The 18,717-nt window shown below is 37.8% G+C and carries 21 protein-coding genes; 9 read left to right on the forward strand and 12 right to left on the reverse strand.

Translation table 11 applies throughout. The features are described from left to right. Positions 1-38 precede the first annotated feature (38 nt). From C9E89_RS14505 to C9E89_RS14535, 7 genes are all read right to left on the reverse strand, one after another. Positions 39-593, reverse strand: a complete 555-nt coding sequence (locus C9E89_RS14505; RefSeq protein WP_107009058.1) for a DNA-3-methyladenine glycosylase I — start codon at positions 591-593, stop codon at positions 39-41. Between the two features lie 27 nt (positions 594-620). Beyond that, positions 621-866 (reverse strand): hypothetical protein, encoded by a 246-nt coding sequence (locus C9E89_RS14510; protein ID WP_107009059.1) that lies wholly within the window; start codon positions 864-866, stop codon positions 621-623. Between the two features lie 31 nt (positions 867-897). Continuing rightward, positions 898-1,434, reverse strand: coding sequence for a M23 family metallopeptidase (locus C9E89_RS14515; protein ID WP_107009060.1), 537 nt, complete (start codon positions 1,432-1,434; stop codon positions 898-900). An 85-nt stretch (positions 1,435-1,519) separates the two neighbouring features. Further along, positions 1,520-2,554, reverse strand: coding sequence for an A/G-specific adenine glycosylase (gene mutY, locus C9E89_RS14520; RefSeq protein ID WP_107009094.1), 1,035 nt, complete (start codon positions 2,552-2,554; stop codon positions 1,520-1,522). A 137-nt stretch (positions 2,555-2,691) separates the two neighbouring features. Further along, positions 2,692-3,060 (reverse strand): HIT family protein, encoded by a 369-nt coding sequence (locus tag C9E89_RS14525; RefSeq protein ID WP_107009061.1) that lies wholly within the window; start codon positions 3,058-3,060, stop codon positions 2,692-2,694. A gap of 55 nt (positions 3,061-3,115) precedes the next feature. Beyond that, positions 3,116-3,856 carry a dienelactone hydrolase family protein gene (locus C9E89_RS14530; protein WP_107009062.1) on the reverse strand — a complete coding sequence of 247 codons (741 nt, stop codon included), beginning with the start codon at positions 3,854-3,856 and terminating at the stop codon, positions 3,116-3,118. 183 nt (positions 3,857-4,039) lie between these two features. Next, complete coding sequence (locus C9E89_RS14535) at positions 4,040-4,198, reverse strand: DUF1328 domain-containing protein (RefSeq protein WP_107009063.1); 159 nt, start codon at positions 4,196-4,198, stop codon at positions 4,040-4,042. Positions 4,199-4,387: 189 nt separating this feature from the next. On the opposite strand from C9E89_RS14535, the gene C9E89_RS14540 reads away from it, so the two are divergent. The 6 genes from C9E89_RS14540 (at position 4,388) to C9E89_RS14565 (ending at position 11,065) form a co-directional block, all read left to right on the forward strand. Beyond that, positions 4,388-4,840 (forward strand): YcgN family cysteine cluster protein, encoded by a 453-nt coding sequence (locus C9E89_RS14540; protein WP_107009064.1) that lies wholly within the window; start codon positions 4,388-4,390, stop codon positions 4,838-4,840. 72 nt (positions 4,841-4,912) lie between these two features. Beyond that, positions 4,913-5,833, forward strand: a complete 921-nt coding sequence (locus tag C9E89_RS14545) for an alpha/beta hydrolase (protein WP_107009065.1) — start codon at positions 4,913-4,915, stop codon at positions 5,831-5,833. Between the two features lie 69 nt (positions 5,834-5,902). Next, positions 5,903-7,177 (forward strand): replication-associated recombination protein A, encoded by a 1,275-nt coding sequence (locus tag C9E89_RS14550; protein ID WP_107009066.1) that lies wholly within the window; start codon positions 5,903-5,905, stop codon positions 7,175-7,177. A gap of 178 nt (positions 7,178-7,355) precedes the next feature. After that, entirely contained in the window at positions 7,356-9,674 is a 2,319-nt protein-coding gene (locus C9E89_RS14555) for a glycerophosphodiester phosphodiesterase family protein (protein ID WP_228199048.1), read from the forward strand. A 9-nt stretch (positions 9,675-9,683) separates the two neighbouring features. Continuing rightward, positions 9,684-10,511, forward strand: a complete 828-nt coding sequence (locus C9E89_RS14560) for a metallophosphoesterase family protein (RefSeq protein WP_107009068.1) — start codon at positions 9,684-9,686, stop codon at positions 10,509-10,511. Next, on the forward strand, positions 10,508-11,065 hold the full coding sequence (locus C9E89_RS14565) for a DUF4303 domain-containing protein (RefSeq protein WP_107009069.1): 558 nt from the start codon (positions 10,508-10,510) through the stop codon (positions 11,063-11,065). Before C9E89_RS14560 ends, C9E89_RS14565 begins: the two co-directional genes overlap by 4 nt. A 59-nt stretch (positions 11,066-11,124) precedes the next feature. Here the strand turns inward: C9E89_RS14565 and purC are convergent, their stop codons facing one another. From purC to dapA, 3 genes are read right to left on the reverse strand one after another with little or no spacing between them, the layout of a single operon-like run. Beyond that, a complete protein-coding gene (gene purC / locus C9E89_RS14570) occupies positions 11,125-11,844 on the reverse strand; it encodes a phosphoribosylaminoimidazolesuccinocarboxamide synthase (RefSeq protein ID WP_068975543.1) in 720 nt (239 codons plus the stop codon). 37 nt (positions 11,845-11,881) lie between these two features. After that, entirely contained in the window at positions 11,882-12,490 is a 609-nt protein-coding gene (locus tag C9E89_RS14575; RefSeq protein ID WP_107009070.1) for a lipoprotein-34 precursor (NlpB), read from the reverse strand. 15 nt (positions 12,491-12,505) lie between these two features. After that, positions 12,506-13,399 (reverse strand): 4-hydroxy-tetrahydrodipicolinate synthase, encoded by an 894-nt coding sequence (gene dapA, locus C9E89_RS14580; RefSeq protein WP_107009071.1) that lies wholly within the window; start codon positions 13,397-13,399, stop codon positions 12,506-12,508. A 691-nt stretch (positions 13,400-14,090) separates the two neighbouring features. On the opposite strand from dapA, the gene mhpT reads away from it, so the two are divergent. The 3 genes from mhpT (at position 14,091) to C9E89_RS14595 (ending at position 17,160) form a co-directional block, all read left to right on the forward strand. After that, on the forward strand, positions 14,091-15,302 hold the full coding sequence (gene mhpT / locus C9E89_RS14585) for a 3-(3-hydroxy-phenyl)propionate transporter MhpT (RefSeq protein ID WP_107009072.1): 1,212 nt from the start codon (positions 14,091-14,093) through the stop codon (positions 15,300-15,302). 139 nt (positions 15,303-15,441) lie between these two features. Continuing rightward, complete coding sequence (gene pncA / locus C9E89_RS14590; RefSeq protein ID WP_107009073.1) at positions 15,442-16,077, forward strand: bifunctional nicotinamidase/pyrazinamidase; 636 nt, start codon at positions 15,442-15,444, stop codon at positions 16,075-16,077. An 87-nt stretch (positions 16,078-16,164) separates the two neighbouring features. After that, positions 16,165-17,160, forward strand: coding sequence for a bile acid:sodium symporter family protein (locus tag C9E89_RS14595; RefSeq protein WP_107009074.1), 996 nt, complete (start codon positions 16,165-16,167; stop codon positions 17,158-17,160). A gap of 44 nt (positions 17,161-17,204) precedes the next feature. On the opposite strand, the gene C9E89_RS14600 is transcribed toward C9E89_RS14595, so the two are convergent. Both C9E89_RS14600 and C9E89_RS14605 read right to left on the reverse strand, forming a co-directional pair. Continuing rightward, a complete protein-coding gene (locus C9E89_RS14600; RefSeq protein ID WP_107009075.1) occupies positions 17,205-17,672 on the reverse strand; it encodes a DUF523 domain-containing protein in 468 nt (155 codons plus the stop codon). A gap of 150 nt (positions 17,673-17,822) precedes the next feature. Beyond that, positions 17,823-18,704: an IS982 family transposase gene (locus tag C9E89_RS14605; RefSeq protein ID WP_107009076.1), complete on the reverse strand. Its 882-nt coding sequence runs from the start codon at positions 18,702-18,704 to the stop codon at positions 17,823-17,825. Positions 18,705-18,717: the final 13 nt, after the last annotated feature.

Consider the following 18,717-nt stretch of genomic DNA (forward strand, 5'->3'; position numbering starts at 1 on the left):
AATCCTTCCTGTTATTTTGAGTTTTTAATAAAAAAACATCAGCGAAATGAGCAATCATTTTCATGGTCATTAACCATACCTACAGCCTGCATAAAAGCATAGATCGTGGTCGGTCCAACAAATTTAAAACCATTCTTTTTGAGTACTTTAGATAACTGTTGACTGATGTCAGTTTGAGCAGGTGCGAGTTGGTAGTCAGGTACATCATTGACCAAAACTTTTTGCTCGACAAAATCCCACAGCCAGTGCACTACATCAATTCCTTGCGCTTTCATGTTTTGCCAAGCGATGGCATTGTCACGAATCGCCTTCAATTTACCGATATGACGAATTAGACCTGCATCCTGTAATTTATATTCAAGATGCTGATCGGTCAGTTGTGCAATTTCAGTAATAGGACGATGGAAAAAATGCGTCCGATAAGCTTCGCGTTTTTTCAGGACGGTAATCCATGACAGACCTGCTTGCTGACCTTCCAGACACAGCATTTCAAATAAATACTGTTCATTGTGATTGGGCTTGCCCCATTCATGATCATGGTAATGGATATAAATCGGGTCATTGGAGCACCAGCCACAACGCTTATTTGTCATTTTTAAGTGCTCCTGAATTTTATTTTTTTAAAGTTTAAATTCGACCCATTGATCGGTTTTATTGTCCCAATAAAATAATTCAGACTGTTGCAGCTCGTTGAAATTTAGCCACAAATCTTTGCCTGTCTTATCTGCAAAACCTGTACTGATCAGTAAAGCTTCATCGGTGATTTCCATAATCCAGCCTTGATGGCTTTGTCCATTAAAGACAATTTTTTGTTGATTGCCTGATTCTGCAAATTCAACCAAACGCTCAAGTACTGCTTCTGACATGGAATATTCCTAACTGATTTTTTCAATAAAACTATCTTAAATAAGGGTAAGGGTTGACTGCGCCACGACCTTTACCGTTTAAGTATAATCCATAGTGCAAATGAGGGGCAGTGTGTCGTGCATTTCCTGTATTGCCAACATAGCCAATCAGTTCACCACGACGGACATAGTCACCTTCTTTTAAGCCACCTTTATGTCCATTTAAATGTGCATAATAATGATAAGCACCACTAGGACCCATGATCCAAATGACAGTGCCACCTAAGTTATTCCCTTTGAGGCTAGTCACTAAGCCTTCAGTTGTACTATAAACCTTTGTTCCACGTGGAGCCATAATATCAATGCCCTCGTGACTACGCCCTGCGCTACGAGATGCTCCCCAAGTGTCAGTCAAATTTTTTGCTTTAATCCCTTCTACAGGAATAGGCAAACGATTTGGCATCGACATGGATTTTAGTTTTAAAATCGTATTTTGCGGTAAAGGACTTGGTTTTTTAGGCGTAGTGGTACATGCACTGATTAAAATAGCAAAACATGCAATCAAACTATAACGAAAATAAAATGACACAAGAAATCCTAATTATTCATTGTTCAAGTTTTAAAAATACAAATAAAAATTGAAAATAAGTTGTGAAGACCTATGCCTGACTATGTCATATCTCGATGGCTGAGATCAATTTTTTCATAGCAGTTGGAATGCCCATTTGTGTAGCTTTTTGTGGCGAAAGCCATTCACCTGTCAGTTCAGCTTGCAGATATTCCTGTTGATCAGACTCAATCTGGAAAATATGAGCATTTAAAATCCATGTGAAATGGGTAAAGCTATGCGAAATTTGTACAGGTTCAACTTTGGAAATCAATTTAAAATGCTTACAGATATTTTCAAATTCAACAGCATCTTCAAAAATGGGCAAACTCCATAAACCACCCCATAAACCACTGTTTGGACGTTGTTGCCATAACCATTGCTGATTGGATTGAATCAGTAAAACTTTGGCTGTTTTTACAGGGACAGGCTTTTTCGGTTTCTTATAAGGCAGTTCAGTTTCTAAACCTTGTTGATGTGCCTGACAGTGCTGTTGCATTGGACAATACAAACATAATGGTTTTTTCGGCGTGCAGATGGTTGCACCCAAATCCATAATGGCTTGTGTATAGTCATGATTACGTTCAGTTGGACACAGCATTTCTGCACGTTGCCACATTTCCCGTTCATGAATGGGTTTACTCAAATCATCTTCAATGGCAAAAAAACGTGCCAATACGCGTTTGACATTGCCATCCATAATCACGCCATACTGACGTAAACCGAGCGACATCAATGCGCCCCCTGTTGAACGACCAATACCGGGTAGCTCAATCCATTGTTCAAGTGTTACAGGAAAATGTCCTTGTCGACTCACAATTCCCGCCGCTTTATGTAGATTACGGGCACGGGCGTAATAACCCAGACCTGCCCAATACGGAGCAACATCATCCCACGTGGCTTGTCCTAAGTCATCCACAGTCGGAAAGCGGCTCATAAAACGCTCAAAATATTGTAAGACCGTTTTGACCTGCGTCTGTTGCAACATGATTTCAGAGACCCATACTTTGTAGGGATCATCTGCAACTTGCCACGGTAAATCATGGCGTCCATGTTGATCGAACCAAGTGAGCAGGGCATCTGAAAAGGAGAATTGCGACATAAAAATCATGAAAAATAATGAAAAAATAGATCATTAGTATAGCGAATAATGCACAATTTTTAACAGAATAGAGGACGAAAATCAGACCATAAAAAAGACGCTTTAGCGCCTTTTCTACTTTAGATGGGAATCATCAGTTATTGATCACTGATTACGCCCCAACGTTTATCTAATTTTAAATTTTCATTTTTATAGCGTGGAATAATATGAATATGGAAATGTTCGAGTTGATCATCACCAAAGACATTACCATCATTAAATGCGACATGAAAACCTTCAGCATGATGACGGATTTTTAGTTCATTACGTGCAAGTTCAAGTAATGTTGATAAACTATTACGTTCTTTTTCAGTCAACTCAAAAAATGAGTCGGTATGGCGTAGAGGAATAATGACTGAATGACCTTTAGATAAGGGATTTGTTTCAGGTAAAATCACCCCAAAATCATTTTTATCAATAATGTCAAATTCGTCAAATTCACAATATGGGCATTTTTTATCAGTCATTTTACCTTCCTCTTTCAATTTTATTTAAATCAAGACATTCGCTATAGACTTTGAATTAAGCGAGTGTACGGTCTAGTATTTGATACATTGCAGCTAAGCCTTTTTGCTCTGCTTCAACGTTATATCCTAAGTCGACATTATTTGCTTTTGCACGTTCATCTGCAAGAGTATTACTAAAGCCATGTTTTGCACCTTTAAATACAATCACTTCATATTTTACTTGTGCAGTAGTCATTTCTTGTTCAAAGCTTTCAATTGCTTCAAGTGAAAGCATGCTGTCAAGTTCACCATGTAAAACTAAAAGTTCAGCTTTGATATTTTGAGCATCACCTTCTTGACGTGGTGAAACATTAGCAGCGTGGAAAGTCACAACTGCTTTTAAATCCGCACCAGTACGTGCAAGGTCTAACACCACTTTACCACCATAACAAAAACCAATTGCAGCTAAACGTGTTGCATCGACTTCTGGTTGAGCTGCCAAAGTAGCTAAGCCCGCAGTTGCACGGTCAACAATCGTATTGGCATTTTGGAAAGTTTGTGTCATCCATTCACTGGCTTGAGGTACATTTGTTGTGACTTTTTTGTCGCCATACATATCAATGGCAAGGGCTGCAAAACCATGTTCTGCCAACTCACGCGCACGTTGTTCAGTATATTCAGTGCGTCCCCACCATTCAGGAGCAACGATCACACCTGCAACAGCTTGTGTAGATTCAGGGGCAGCAAAATAGCCAATAAGTGTCGTACCGTCTTGTGCTTGGTATTGAATTTCACGTGTTGTTATTGCAAATGTCATTATTAAATCCTGATTAAGATCGGCAAGAATGACATTGATTAAAGCATAAATATGACAAATTCAAATGACTAATTGCATCATTAGTCGTAAATAAATGTGAGAAATTATAAATTTAGTGGGTAAAACAGCGATAAAAAAAGAAGGATATCTATCCTTCTTTTTTTATTTATTTAATAAGTAAATTTAAACTTTTCCCCTAGAGATGAAACCCACAATCGCAAGAATTACTGCGACGACTAAGAGAATGACTGCGAAGTCTTTTGACATACCTGCGACGCCACCAAAACCAAATAGACTCACAACTAATGCAATCACTGCAAAGATTATTGCCCAACGAAACATAGTTTTTCTCCAAGTTGTTGTTATCTTTTTCAGTATATAAAAAGCCTCATCCGCAACATGTATAGTTCTGTGCAATTCATGTGAAATGCCAAACAAAAAACGCTTGTTTTGTGAGCAAATGTAAGAGTGAATATCATTTATGAATACTGTTATAATCATTTTGTAAATGAGTTAAGGATTATTTGGGATATGTCTGCTGAGATTCGACCACAATTTTGGAAAACCCTGACCTTGACTGAGCTTAATCAAGCAGAATGGGAAGCGTTATGTGATGGTTGTGGACTGTGTTGTCTAGTCAAACTGGAAGATGAAGAGAGCAATGAAGTTGCATATACCAAAGTTTCCTGTAAGTTACTTGACTGCCAGACCGCTCAATGTTCTGACTATCCTAATCGGATGCAGTATGTCCCTGATTGCATTCAACTGACCCCCGAAAAACTGCAACAAATTCATTGGTTGCCTTCGAGCTGTGCTTATCGTCGTTTAAATGAAGGCAAAAATTTGCCAACGTGGCATTATTTAAATACGGGATCACGTCAAAGTGTGATTGATGCGAGAAAATCTGCGGCAGGGCGTTGTATTTCAGAAGAACAGGTCGATGAAGAACAAATCGAAGATTATATAGTACGTTGGGTTCGATAATCCTTATAAAATAATTGATAATCATTATCAATTAAAAGTATGATCATTCCATTAAAATGGAGTGAATCAATAATGTCGAAAGTGGCTGTATGGCATCAACCCATCATGTGCTGTGTGTTGGCGCTCGGTTTAAGCATGGCAAACATGACAACGATATATGCCAAACCTGATTTAAGACCTTTAGGTGCCAATATTGCAGAGCAAGGTTCAGCCTATTATCAGTTCAAAACGCAAAAATTTCAGTCAGCCGATCAGCAAAGAAATTATCAGGTTTGGTTAGGCATTCCTAAAAATCACAAAAAAAATCAACAATCCGCTGCCATTTTTATGCTCGATGGCAATTCTGTCATGTCACGCTTAAATGACACTGTGCTGAAAAAACTATCTGAATGGGATGCTCCTGTTTTGGTGGCAATTGGTTATCAGAGCAATTTACCTTTTGAATCAGCAGCACGTTCTGTCGATTATACGCCTGCAGATGAGACAGGAAAAATAATGCCTGATCCACGAAATCCCGAGCGCATGACAGGTGGCAGTGTGCAGTTTTGTGAGTTGATCATACATCAGATTCAGCCATGGGTACGTCAGCAGGTGGCACTTGATCCGCAGCGAACAGCACTATGGGGACATTCTTATGGTGGATTATTTGTCCTTGACACTTTACTGAATACAAAAGATCAGCCATTTTCACACTATTTCTCGGCAAGTCCTTCACTGAGTTGGGCAGATGCACGTATTTTAAATGCAGTTGCCAAAACAGATGCAGCACAGTTACAGCATAAAAAACTGGTGGTGATGGAAGGTGATCACGTGCAGTCACAAGCTCGGTTCAGTATCAATGCTGATCGAGAGATGATTCAAAATAATCGTCAATTGGTGCAAGATTTGGCGCATAAAGGTGTTGATGCAAAGCTAATTTTGTATCCACATTTGAGTCATGGACAGGTTTTTCAGGCAGCATTGATGGATGTATTGAACAATCAATTATTTTAAAATGGGACATGTCATCTGATGGACTTTCCATAGTAGACTAAGAACAGCATTCACCAATTGAAAAGTCATATGTCCGACACTCAAATCCCTCTTCCTGAACGATTACGCCCACGCGATTTGTCTGAAATTATTGGGCAAGATCATTTGTTGGGGGCTGGTGCACCACTGCGTCAAATGATAGACCAGGGACATTTACCCTCGATTATTTTCTGGGGACCACCTGGGGTCGGGAAAACCACAATTGCCTTGCTTTTGGCTCAAGCGGTTGATCGACCATTTGTCAGTTTATCTGCGCTTAATACTGGGGTCAAAGAACTGCGGGAAGTGATTGCGGAAAGCGGCGATTTGCTGACACCTGTGGTTTTTATTGATGAAATTCATCGCTTTAACAAGTCACAACAAGATGCGCTGTTAAATGCAGTAGAAAAAGGCAAGATTACGCTGATTGGGGCAACCACAGAAAATCCATCTTTTGAGGTGAATAGTGCATTACTGTCTCGTTGTCAGGTATATAGCTTACATGCTTTAAGTAATGAGGCTATTCAGGACTTGATTTTACGTGCAATTCAGCAGGATCGCTTTTTACAGGAGCGACATCTTCAAATTGAAGAGTTTGATGCATTGGTGCAATTTGCCGCAGGTGATGCACGTAAGGCACTGAATTTGATTGATTTGGTTGCAAGCACTTTTGAGCCTGAAATTGAAAATATTGTTACCAATGCGATTGTGGTGAAAGTAGCACAGCAAAATATTGCACGCTATGACAAATCAGGTGAGCAACATTATGACCTAGTGTCGGCATTTATTAAGTCCATTCGGGGCAGTGATCCAGATGCGACCTTGTATTGGATGGCACGTATGCTAAAAGGTGGTGAAGACCCTGTCTTTATCGCACGACGGATGTTGATCGCCGCTTCGGAAGACATTGGCAATTCAAATCCGAATGCTTTGTTGTTGGCAGGTGAATGTTTTCGTTCGGTACAAGCTGTCGGTATGCCTGAATGTCGGATTATTTTGGGGCAATGTGCGGTCTATTTGGCGACCAGTGCCAAGAGTAACAGCACTTATTTAGCCATTAATAAAGCCCTTGAACTTGCAGAAAAAACCTCGAATTTGCCTGTGCCTTTACATTTACGAAATGCACCCACCAAGCTGATGAAAGAACAGGGCTATGGTGTGGATTATCTCTATCCGCATCATTATCCTGAACATTTTGTTTTACAGGAATATTTGCCACCTGAGCTCAAAGGGACAAAGTTATATGAATCTGCACGTAATAAGCGTGAAGTGGAAGGCGAACGTTTACAGCAACGCCGTTGGCAACAAGAGCAGCAACAGCAATAGTGAAAAGTAGAAAAAAATAGTAAAAATAGAAAAAGCCCAAACTAAAATACTGTTCTAAAGTAGAGAAAGATTTAGAATAGATCATAACTAGTTTGGGCTTTTATCATTGAAAAATGTCAATATTTTCAATGAATCAAAAAATATTATGAAAAATTCAATACTTTCTCTTGCTGTTTTCATGTTACTTCCATTACAAAGTTATGCTGAAGTTTCTGCCAAAATAACCACAAAAGCACAAAGCACTTCGGCTGTAACTTCCGCACTGAAAGTACTTTATCAACAAAATTTTGCACAACAAAAAACCATTCCCAACGGTTGGCGTATTCCTGGCAATAATGCAGGGAATGTCTATATTGAAAATGGCGTATTGACGCTTGATGGTCGAGCCAATGCTGGACAACCGACATCAATTTTATTGCCACAAAGCTTAGAAAAACAACAGAACTATCGAATCGATGTAGAGTTTAGTTTAGATCAACCAGTCAATGATTCACGTTGGGGCAGTGTGATTTATGATGTCACTGAAACTCAAGGTGTGATTCCAAGCAGTTATTATCAATTTACTTTGCGTGCAGATACTACAGCTAAAAACGGCACAGAGTTCGGTCGTCGTAAAAGCAATGGTCAGTGGGAAGTCATGACCAGTAAAGCATTTTCAGAAAACTTAAAACCAAATCAATGGTATAAAGCCAGCATCGTAGTTTCTGGACAACGCGTACAACATTATCTAAATCATCAGTTGATGCAAGATATTGAACTTGATCAGCTTTCTACCAAAGGGGGTATTGGGTTATCTGCGACAGGTATTGTGCTCAAAGTTAAAAATATTCAAGTGAGTGAACAGCGACAAGCATTGCCTGATTTACAAAATAAAGTCACTCAAGTACAAGAAATTCAAAGCAATGTTGCCTTAGCACCAACGATTATCCAAAAAATTGAGAATAGTGACACAGCTTTGAGCTCAGCAAATCAGGCATATTATCAATTGGATGCTGACTTAAATTTGTTGGATCAACATGGGCAAAAGCTTGGCTTATTACAACACTATTTAGCAAATCCACAACGTAAGACTATTCCTGTCTTAGAAATTCAAACACCTCAAACACTTGAACAATTAAAATTACTTTCAAAAAAACAAGATATCAGTGATATCACCTTATTGTCTAAAAGCGATGTCTTATTAAAAACTGCACATCAAGTTATCCCGATGTTACGTACAGCTTTAGATCTAAGTACCGAAAAATTGAAAGATAATCAACAAAGTCTTTCAGAGATAATGCGTCGTACCAATCAAGCGCATGCACGAATTGTGGTACTACCAGAGTATTTAGCCAATAAAGCCAATGTGAGTTTTATTCAACGCCACTTAATGACGGTTTGGATTGATTCAACAGCAATGCAGCCGAATGAAGTTGCAGCGGTTTTAACTTCAGGGACGAATGGCGTGATCACTACACAAAGTTCGTTATTTAGTCATGTATTAAAGCAATTTCCAAAAAATACATTATTGCGTAAACCTTTGATTATTGGGCATCGTGGTGTGCCAAGTTTAGAGGATGAAAATACCTTAGAGAGTGCGAAACATGCGGTAGCACTAGGAGCAGATATTGTCGAAAATGATATTTATCTGACTAAAGACCAGCAGATTGTGGTGATGCATGATGCAACGATAGATCGAACCACAACCTCTACAGGTAAAATTGAGGAGATGACTTTAGCGCAAGTTCAACAACTTCGTTCAAAAAATAAAAATTATAAAATTCCAACTTTAGCGGAATATTTCACTGCATTTAAGAACAATCCTAATTTTGTTTTGATGATTGAAATGAAAAGTAAAAATCCTCACTTGGTCGCTAAAATGCAAGAGGAAATAAAAAAATACCAAGTTGAAAATCAGGTTGTCACGACGTCCTTTAATACCGATCAAGTGGCACGTGCTCAGTCACAAATGTCGGAGATTCCACGTGGTTTATTGGTTGGGAAGATGCCAAATAGTGCCAATGTTTTAGTGAGTAGTAAGCAAATTAATGCTGATGTACAAAAGTTTAATTCAAGTTATAACCCAGCTTATCGTGCAGATTTGAGCAGTATTTTAGAAGCTTCAAAACATCGTGGTATCAGTTTTTGGCCATGGGCACTGAATGATGAAACATTTAAACAGTTGTATATTGCGGGAACAAATGGCATTACGACCAATTCAGCACAGCTTTATTCAAAGTATATTGTGGATATTCAAACGGCTGAAAGCATCAAAGCTAAACTGAATCAAGCTGTGCAAGTTAAAGCGCAATTAACTCAGCAAGATGGCATAAAAATATCGCAAAATATTAATTATTTCATCGTATTAGCAGGCTCACCTAAATATGAGATGGTTAATGGTCAGTTGACTTTCCTAGAGAAAGGGAAGGCTGATGTTTTAGTAATTTATAAATATCAGATTGATCAACAAAACTATTATCATATTGTATCTAAGCCTATGAAAATCATTGTAAATTAGGTATGATTGATGAGTCGTCTGAGTATAAAAACAATGGATTCAAATCCGATTGAATATATTGAGTATTTCACTATTCCTCATGGCGCTTTGACGGCACAAAAATTTCAGCTTCCGATTTATCGGGGTGAAATTGAAGGTTTACCGCAATCTATTGATTCAATCGTGGTGACTTCGGATTTGCAAGGCGTATGCAACTTTAATAATGATCAGACTTTGCTATTAGGAGAAGTTGTAGCAGAAAGTTTGGCGCTGATTTATGAGATCTATTTTCCTCAGTTGAAACTTGAAAAGTCATGGGGGTTTTTATGTGGCGATTTATATACCAATTTAGAAAAGCGTGGCAGCAGTGGCAATCCGATCAACGTCTGGCAAGCTTTTGCCCAAGTTTTTCAGCAAGTGATTGGCATTGCAGGCAATCATGATGATTTTGGAAAAGATTTATATCAACTTGCAGAAATTGAGAATATTCATTTTTTAGACAATGATTTTATTGAAATAAATCATTTAAAAATCGCAGGGCTGAGCGGAATCATTGGACGTGTAGATAAAAATTTCAGGCGTTCAGAAACAGATTACTTACACGCTTTTGAAAAACTTTTAAAACAACAGCCCGATCTTGTACTCACGCATTTGTCACCTCACTTGGAAGAATATGGTTTTTTAGGTGAACCACAATTGCTTCATTTACTTGAAAAGTACGCTGAAAATTTATTATTTTGTGGGCATTCACATTGGGACACTTCACAAGTTGTCACTTTAAAAAATAATACACAGATTTTAAATGCAGATAGTAAAGTATTTATTTTGATCAATAAAAATAGGAATAATGAAAAATGACTGAAAAAACAAATTTGTATTTAACGATTTACCAAGATATTCAAGATGCTTGTTCAGAACTCAAACAAGAGACATTAGGACAGCATTTACAGATAATTGGGTTAGTTTTAGTTGAGGATTTATGCGGTTATTTTGTGGTGGGGATGACGCTCGAAGAATTTAGTCAATTTGATCAAGAACTGGTTTGGTTTATTTCTGAATGGAGCATTGAGGCGAGCCACAATAATCATGTTCATCAACAAATTCAAAGATTATATGAGCAATTGGGTGAAGAATACACAGAAGAACAGTATATTGAGCTTCGACAACATTACCAAAATACAATTATTCAAGTATTACAAGATTTAAGAAAAGAAGGAAAACTACAAAATCAGCAAGGCGATGAAATGATTTTTATCCTTCAGTATGCAGATGCTTTTGATGAAGATTTTGAAGAAACTAGTTTTGCACAGATTAATCCTCAGAAATATGTACCATTATTTGCTCAGCGTTTTAAACAGAAAAAAGGTGAAAATTTGCATGATTTTCTTTTAGAGAAATATAAAAATTTATAACACTGAACATAAAAAACCGAGCTAAAAAGCTCGGTTTTTTGAAGAATCAGAATCTAAGATTAGATGTCTGAAAGATCTACACCAATACGTGCAGCAACTTCTTCATAAGCTTCAACAACACCACCTAAACCTTGACGGAAACGGTCTTTGTCGAGTTTTTTCTTAGTGTCTTTATCCCATAAACGGCAACCGTCTGGAGAGAACTCATCACCTAAAACGATACGGTCATGGAACACACCAAATTCAAGTTTGAAGTCAACAAGAAGCATGTTGCCTTGAGCGAACAAATCTTTAAGCACAACATTCACTTTTTGAGTGAGTTCTTTCATTTGTGCCAATTGTTCAGCATTCGCCCAACCTAAAGCAATCGCTTGAGACTCGTTCACCATTGGATCGCCTAAAGCGTCATCTTTGAAGAACAACTCAAATGTAGGAGGAGTCAGTTCTAAACCTTCTTCAACACCTAAACGACGGCATAATGAACCCGCAGCATAGTTACGCATTACGCATTCTACAGGGATCATTTGTAATTTTTTCACTAAAACTTCAGTTGGAGAAAGAAGTTTTTCAAAGTGAGTTTCGATACCAGCCGCAGCCAATTTTTCCATGATAAAGGCATTAAAACGGTTATTCACCTTACCTTTACGATCTAGTTGCTCTATTTTTTCGCCATTAAATGCTGAAGCATCGTCACGGAAAACTAGAATTAGATGATCTGCGCTATCTGTTTCATAAACGGATTTCGCTTTACCAGTATAGAGCAAGGTTTGTTTTAACATGGGGGAACCTTTTGCAAAAAAAAATTGCCTAGAACGACTAGGCTGGCCAGTTTTGGTATATCTGGGTCAACACTTCCGCAGCTTGGTCTTTATCTGCAAAAGAGTTGTTCGCATTAAACAAAGCAATGGTATTACTTGAGCCTACAGAAGTCATTTTTAATACATAACTGGTATTATCGAGTTTAAATGTAACTTCCGTCACATTTTTACTTTGCCCAATGATGTTGTAATTTAGACTATTGAGGGTTGCTAATGCATACCGCCAAATTATAGCAGAATCTCCATCAACTTTAAGCAGTGGATTCGCATTTCCATCAGTTAAAAGTTGTGGGCGACTTACCGCTGTCGCAGTATCATTATTGCTTTGTGTTACGGAATTTGTTTGCGTAAACTCTGGACGAGGTACGTCATAGCGATTGCCGCGCTTGTTTTCAAACTTAGGAGCATGTTGAATCGCAAGCGGGTCAACCACTGGAGCTGGATACAATGGCGTTGATGGTCTAATCGTTGTGCCTTGAGGGTATTTAAGCAGTTGCACATCAGTTGTATTTTTATAGTCTAAAGAACCATTTTTGATTCCTAAAGAACTACAACCCGCTAAACTTAAAGTTAACAGGGCAAGGGTTAAACCAAAACGTAATTGCATAATACTAAGCTCTTATTAAATGACACCCGCTGCTTTGAGTTCGTCACGCAGAGGAGTGCGGTATTGTTCTGCAAGCGGAGTTAATGGTAGGCGGATACCTGTACCAATTAGTCCCATTTCATGTAGTGCCCATTTCACTGGAATTGGGTTCGATTCACAAAATAGAATATTGTTTAATTTTGCAACTTGAGCATCTTTTGCTTTTGCTGTATCCATTTCACCTGCGATTGCAGCAGCACAAAGTTCGCTCATAATTTTAGGTGCAATATTTGCTGTAACAGAAATATTTCCTTGCGCACCTGCAGCGATTAGGTCACATGCAGTTGCATCATCACCTGAATACACTGCCATATTTTTACCTTTTAGCGCATTAATCAGTTCTGTACCACGTGGTACATCACCTGTAGCGTCTTTAATGCCAACAATTTGAGGAAGATCAGCTAAACGAATCGCTGTTTCGTTTTGTAAATCTACACCTGTACGACCTGGTACGTTATAAAGAATGATTGGTAAATCTACAGCTGCTGCCACTGCTTTATAATGTTGGTATAAACCTTCCTGAGTTGGTTTATTATAATAAGGTGTCACTAAAAGAGCGGCATCTGCGCCGAGTTCTTTTGCTTCTTTGGTGAGCTCAATAGCTTCATGTGTTGAGTTTGCACCAGTACCGGCAATAATTGGAATACGTTTATTGGCAACACGGATAATTTCTTTAATTACTTCTGTGTGTTCTGCCATGCTAAGCGTTGATGCTTCGCCAGTTGTACCGACGGCAACAATGCTATTAGTGCCTTGTTCTATGTGCCACTCAACCAGCTTCTCGAGACCCTTCCAATCTACGCTGCCATCTTCTAACATTGGGGTGACGATTGCGACAATTGAGCCTTGAATCTGTGCTTGCTGAGTCATTTTGAAAAAATATCCTATGTGTCCATCCGCATATACTGATTTAAAAATAAGATTGGGATGGTTGCAGTATTTTGATTTGAGCAAAAACAATCACTTTAATAATTGCATATTGCTTACGCAAATTATGACTGATTCAGCGATTGAGAACAATATACTTTATTCAAAGCATGGAAATTCTTTAAAAAAAGCAACAAATAACTCACAGTTTAAGCTTCATATTCTACTTTTATCAGCGACTTCTTAGGTCTAAGTAAAATTAGAGAGATTCAAAATGCGCTAAATCAAACTTTTAGCTCAACTATCTTAACAAAAAGTCAATCATGAAGATTTAGAGTTTTTAAAGATGATAAAAGACACAATTATTCTTAGATTTTTTACTTTTTTTAGCTAAAATTTTGATCATGGCAAAAATATTGAGTGTTTTTTTATATAGGAGGTATTTTGACTTGTTCTTAGATGGTGAGAATTTGTTCTTTAATTGTGTTTTAACTACTCTATTTTATGGCTTAAAGAGATAGATTTTAGCGTGATTTATTGCTTTTTAAACTTATTAAATTTTTATTAAAAATAATTTATTTATTTTAAATTTCTGATTTAAACCAATATTCTACGACCTTTAGATAGTTATTTTGCAAAATATTTTTCTAGATGATGATTCATTCGATAATATTTTGTAAAAGGACTTTTCAATATGGATCGATCAGCCGATTTAGATAAAAAACATGCCACCATTACGGTGCTGATTTGTTTTTTAATCGCAGTGATTGAAGGATTAGATATTCAAGCAGCAGGTATCGCAGCAGCAGGTATTCGAGAGCATTTTGCTTTAGACAGTTCACAATTGGGCGTATTTTTTAGTGCAGGCATTTTGGGATTATTGCCCGGCGCATTAGTGGGTGGTCGTTTTGCTGACCGTATTGGTCGTAAAAAAGTTTTGATTTGGTCTACAGCAGTATTTGCAGTTTTTACTTTATGTACTGTATGGGTAAATAGTTTCCAAAGTTTATTGGCAGTTCGGTTTTTGGCAGGTGCTGGTTTAGGTGCTGCAATGCCTATTTTAATTACGCTGGCGTCAGAGGCAGTGTCTCCTGAAAACCGTGGACGTGCAGTAGGTTTGATGTATTGTGGTATGCCTGTTGGCGCTGCAATTTTATCTTTGGTTGCAAGCACTAATTTTGGTGCAGAATGGAAAAATATTTTCTATTTAGGTGGTTTATTACCGATTATTGTTATTCCAATTATGATTCTATTTTTGCCAGAATCTAAAGAATATTTAAAAACGCAAAATAACAATACGAATGAGGTTACGCCTCAAGCTTCATTTAAAGATCTATTTAATACGCAAAATTTTGTCCGTACTCTTCTGATTTGGGTGAGTTACTTCTTCACTTTGATGGTGGTTTACATCATGTTGAGTTGGTTGCCATCATTATTTACTGAACTAGGTTTCACACGTAAAGAAGGTGCAACAGCACAGTTTTACTTTATGGTCAGTGCAACAGTTGGTACTGTAATCTTAGGAATGTTAACGGATCGCTGGAAAAAGACCTATGTCATTGTATTAATGTATGGCGGTATTTTGGCAGGTTTATTTGCTTTAAATGCAGCAGGTTCATTGACTCAAATGTATATGGCTTCTGCATTGGTTGGTGCATTTGTGATTGGTTGTCAAGGTGTACTCTATGCGTTTGGCAGTATTGTATATCCCACTGCGGTACGTGGTACAGGAGTAGGTATGGCTTCAGCGGTGGGGCGTATAGGTGCAATGCTCGGACCCGCGATCGCAGGTCAACTTCTTGCAGCAGGTTTTGGTGCAGCAGGGGTAATTTCAGCAGCGATTCCTTGTATTGTTATTTCAGCTATTTTTATGCTGATTTTAATTCAACGACTAAAAAGTGAATAAGATCAAAATATATTTAAGCCCACAATGATGTGGGTTTTTTATAGACTTCATTTTTATAAAAATGGTCAATTGAGGCAATGTACTGAATTTTTTGTAATATGCTAAAGTGAAGTAAAATATTAAGTTAAGAAAGATGGATATGCAGCATAATTCGGTACTCATTGTGGTGGATGTGCAAAATGGTTTTACGTCTGGGGGAAATTTAGCCGTTGCCCATGCAGAACAGATTATTCCAACCATTAATCAACTGGCACAACATTTTAATAATATTGTTTTGACCCAAGACTGGCATCCTGCCAATCATATTTCTTTTGCAGAAAATCATCCGAATAAAAAAGCTTACGATACGATTCAACTGGCATATGGCACACAGGTGTTATGGGCGACTCATTGTGTGCAAGGCACGCATGATGCTGAATTTCATCCTGATTTAAATATTCCACAAGCACAGTTGGTGATTCGTAAAGGTTTTAATGCTCAGATTGACAGTTATTCAGCATTTATGGAAGCAGATCATAAAACGACAACAGGACTGGCGGGTTATTTGAAAGAGCGTGGTATAGATACAGTTTATATTGTTGGGATTGCCACAGATTTTTGTGTGGCATGGACAGCAATGGATGCTGCGAAACTAGGTTTTAAAACTTTTGTGATTTCTGATGCGACCAAAGCGATTGATTGGCAAGGTTCTTTACAACATGCATGGCAAGAAATGCTGGCAGCAGGCGTAAAACGTGTTGTGGCAAAGCAGATTTTAGAGACAGAAAATTTGTGATAATCCAGAAAAAAATACTGAGTGGTATAAAGTTCTATTAAAATCTGACAAATCTGGGACAATTAAAAAAGATTCAGGACGGACTTTATGGCAGCCATTTTACGTTTTAGTCAGTTTGTGCAAAAGACCTTCGCGCTTTGGGTGGTGGTCTTTGCATTGATTGCGCTGTGTTTTCCTGCCGCATTTGTATGGTTAAAAGCCTATATTCCGTGGGTGTTAGGCATTATCATGCTCGGAATGGGCATGACCATGACCGTAGATGATTTCAAAGGTGTGTTGCAAAATCCCAAAGCTGTGCTAATTGGTGTAGTTGCTCAGTTTGTGATTATGCCAAGCTTGGCTTATCTGCTTTGCAAGTTATTGCAGTTGCCTGCTGAAATTGCAGTAGGTGTTATTTTGGTGGGTTGCTGTCCTGGTGGTACAGCCTCCAATGTCATTGCTTATATGGCTAAAGCCAATACCGCCTTATCGGTTGCTTGTACTTCTATTTCAACATTTTTAGCCCCGATTTTAACCCCCACGATTTTTTATTTGTTGGCGAGTCAATGGATTCCGATCGATGCTGGTTCAATGTTTATTGATATTCTGAAAGTGGTGATTTTCCCCATTATTTTAGGGGTGACACTGAGAACGTTCTTCAAACAAAAAACTGAACAATATATTCAAATCATGCCTTTGGTATCGGTGATTGCCATCGTGGTGATTGTGGCGGCGATTATTGCAGCCAGTAAGGCATCTATTTTGCAATCGGGTTTGTTGATTTTGGTTGTGGTGATCTTACATAACAGTTTGGGTTTTTTACTAGGTTATTGGGCAAGTCGCTTATTGAAATTACCTTATCTAGATGCCAAAGCTGTCTCGATTGAAGTCGGTATGCAAAACTCTGGTTTAGGTGTGACTTTAGCAGCGATTCATTTTGCAGCTTCACCTATAGCTGCGGTACCTAGCGCAATATTTAGTCTATGGCACAATATTTCTGGACCTGCATTGGCAACTTATTGGGCATCTAAGGCAGATAAAATGGCACAAAATACCATAGAAAACGATTTAGAAAATCCATCAGAAAATCAGCATAGACATTAACGCCTTGAAGCTACAGCATTGAAGAGCATCTATGCGCTCTTTTTTTATAGACTTTTTAATGGGTTTAAAAACTCATCTTCGGTCATGACTTTAAAACCATATTGCTCAAGTAAGGCTGTCGTAACACCTTTACCGTGAATTTTGTTTCCTGAAAATGAACCATCATAAATCCATGTAGAACCACAGGAAGGGCTATTTGCCTTGAGAATGACATGTGTGACTTGATGATGTTGGGTGAGTTTTAATGTTTTTTCTGCACCTTGAATAAAAGCCTGAGTCACATCATTACCTTGTGTATCAATGACTTTAGCTTGTCCTTTGAGTACTGCATGTCCATCACCACCGACAATTTCAGCGGCAGCGCGAGGTGTGCTGAGTCCACCTGAAACTTCGGGGCAAATCATGATGGCTTGACCTGTTTTAAGCAAAGATTTAAGTTGAGTATGTAAACAGTTTTGACCGTCATAACGAACATTTTCACCAACAAGGCAGGCACTAATTAAATATTTCATCTTGTGTAAATAAGTGGATAAATAAAAAGAAAAATTAAATAAAAATATATAGCAATTTTTGATTATAATCCTTATTTTAAATATGGTTTATTTCAAATATATTAAAATCATAGATTTAATTATTAGATTATACCATTCTTTACGCCACTCTCAACTTTTAATTAGGTTTCCCAACTGTAAAGGAGGATGACCTAATTGAGAGTTTAAAATAACTGAAACTGTATGCGAAAGAATTTTTCGCGTGATCCGATGGGTTAAATGCCATAGATCTCTAGCCCTTACTTTTTGGATATTAAATTGCTCTGTAAGTTGTCCTATAACTGTTTCTATTTTTCTTCGAGCTTTCATAAGTATTCTCATTGCTTCTTTAGAGCGATGATCAACCATATTGCGTCTAAATGGTGTTTGTAAATCAACATGTTGTAAATAATAATATTCTTTCAATTCAGGTCTTATATACCCTTTATCTGCACCAAGCAGACCATGAGTGTTTTGTGTGATTTCAGGGGCAATATCTCGCTCATCGCAGTTAGCTGGAGCAAACGTATAATCTGTAATCATTCCTGAAAAATTAATGACGATATGACCTCTAAAACCATAATATTTCTCTTGCTTGGCAGCACAGTCGCTAAATCCAGCATTGGCTTTAAAATTCTTATGCTTCTTTGCTCGAGCATAACGACAAACAGGGATAGGGAAGCCGTCAATAAAATGAATATTATCGCACATATAGGTTTGTTTGAGTTTTTTCATAATTTGCTGATTAACTCCCCATAGATTTGCACAGTGTTTACAAAAATTAGGATAAGAACCCAATTTTGGAAACCAATCTAAGTAATTGTGTTTAAAGTATTGCCATATATTTTTATCAGAATCTAGTCCTAAAAACTCGCCTACGATTTGAATTGTGATGATTTCTAAATCAGTTAAAGTAGGGGGAAACCCTCGTGTTTTTAATGGCTTAGTAACAATCTGTGGATATAAAGAGTCTATAAATAAGTAAACAGAAATGATAAAATCGTGAATGGACATAACATAAAATGGT

Origin of the sequence: Acinetobacter sichuanensis (assembly GCF_003024515.2) — a bacterium.
Classification (GTDB): Bacteria; Pseudomonadota; Gammaproteobacteria; order Pseudomonadales; family Moraxellaceae; genus Acinetobacter; species Acinetobacter sichuanensis.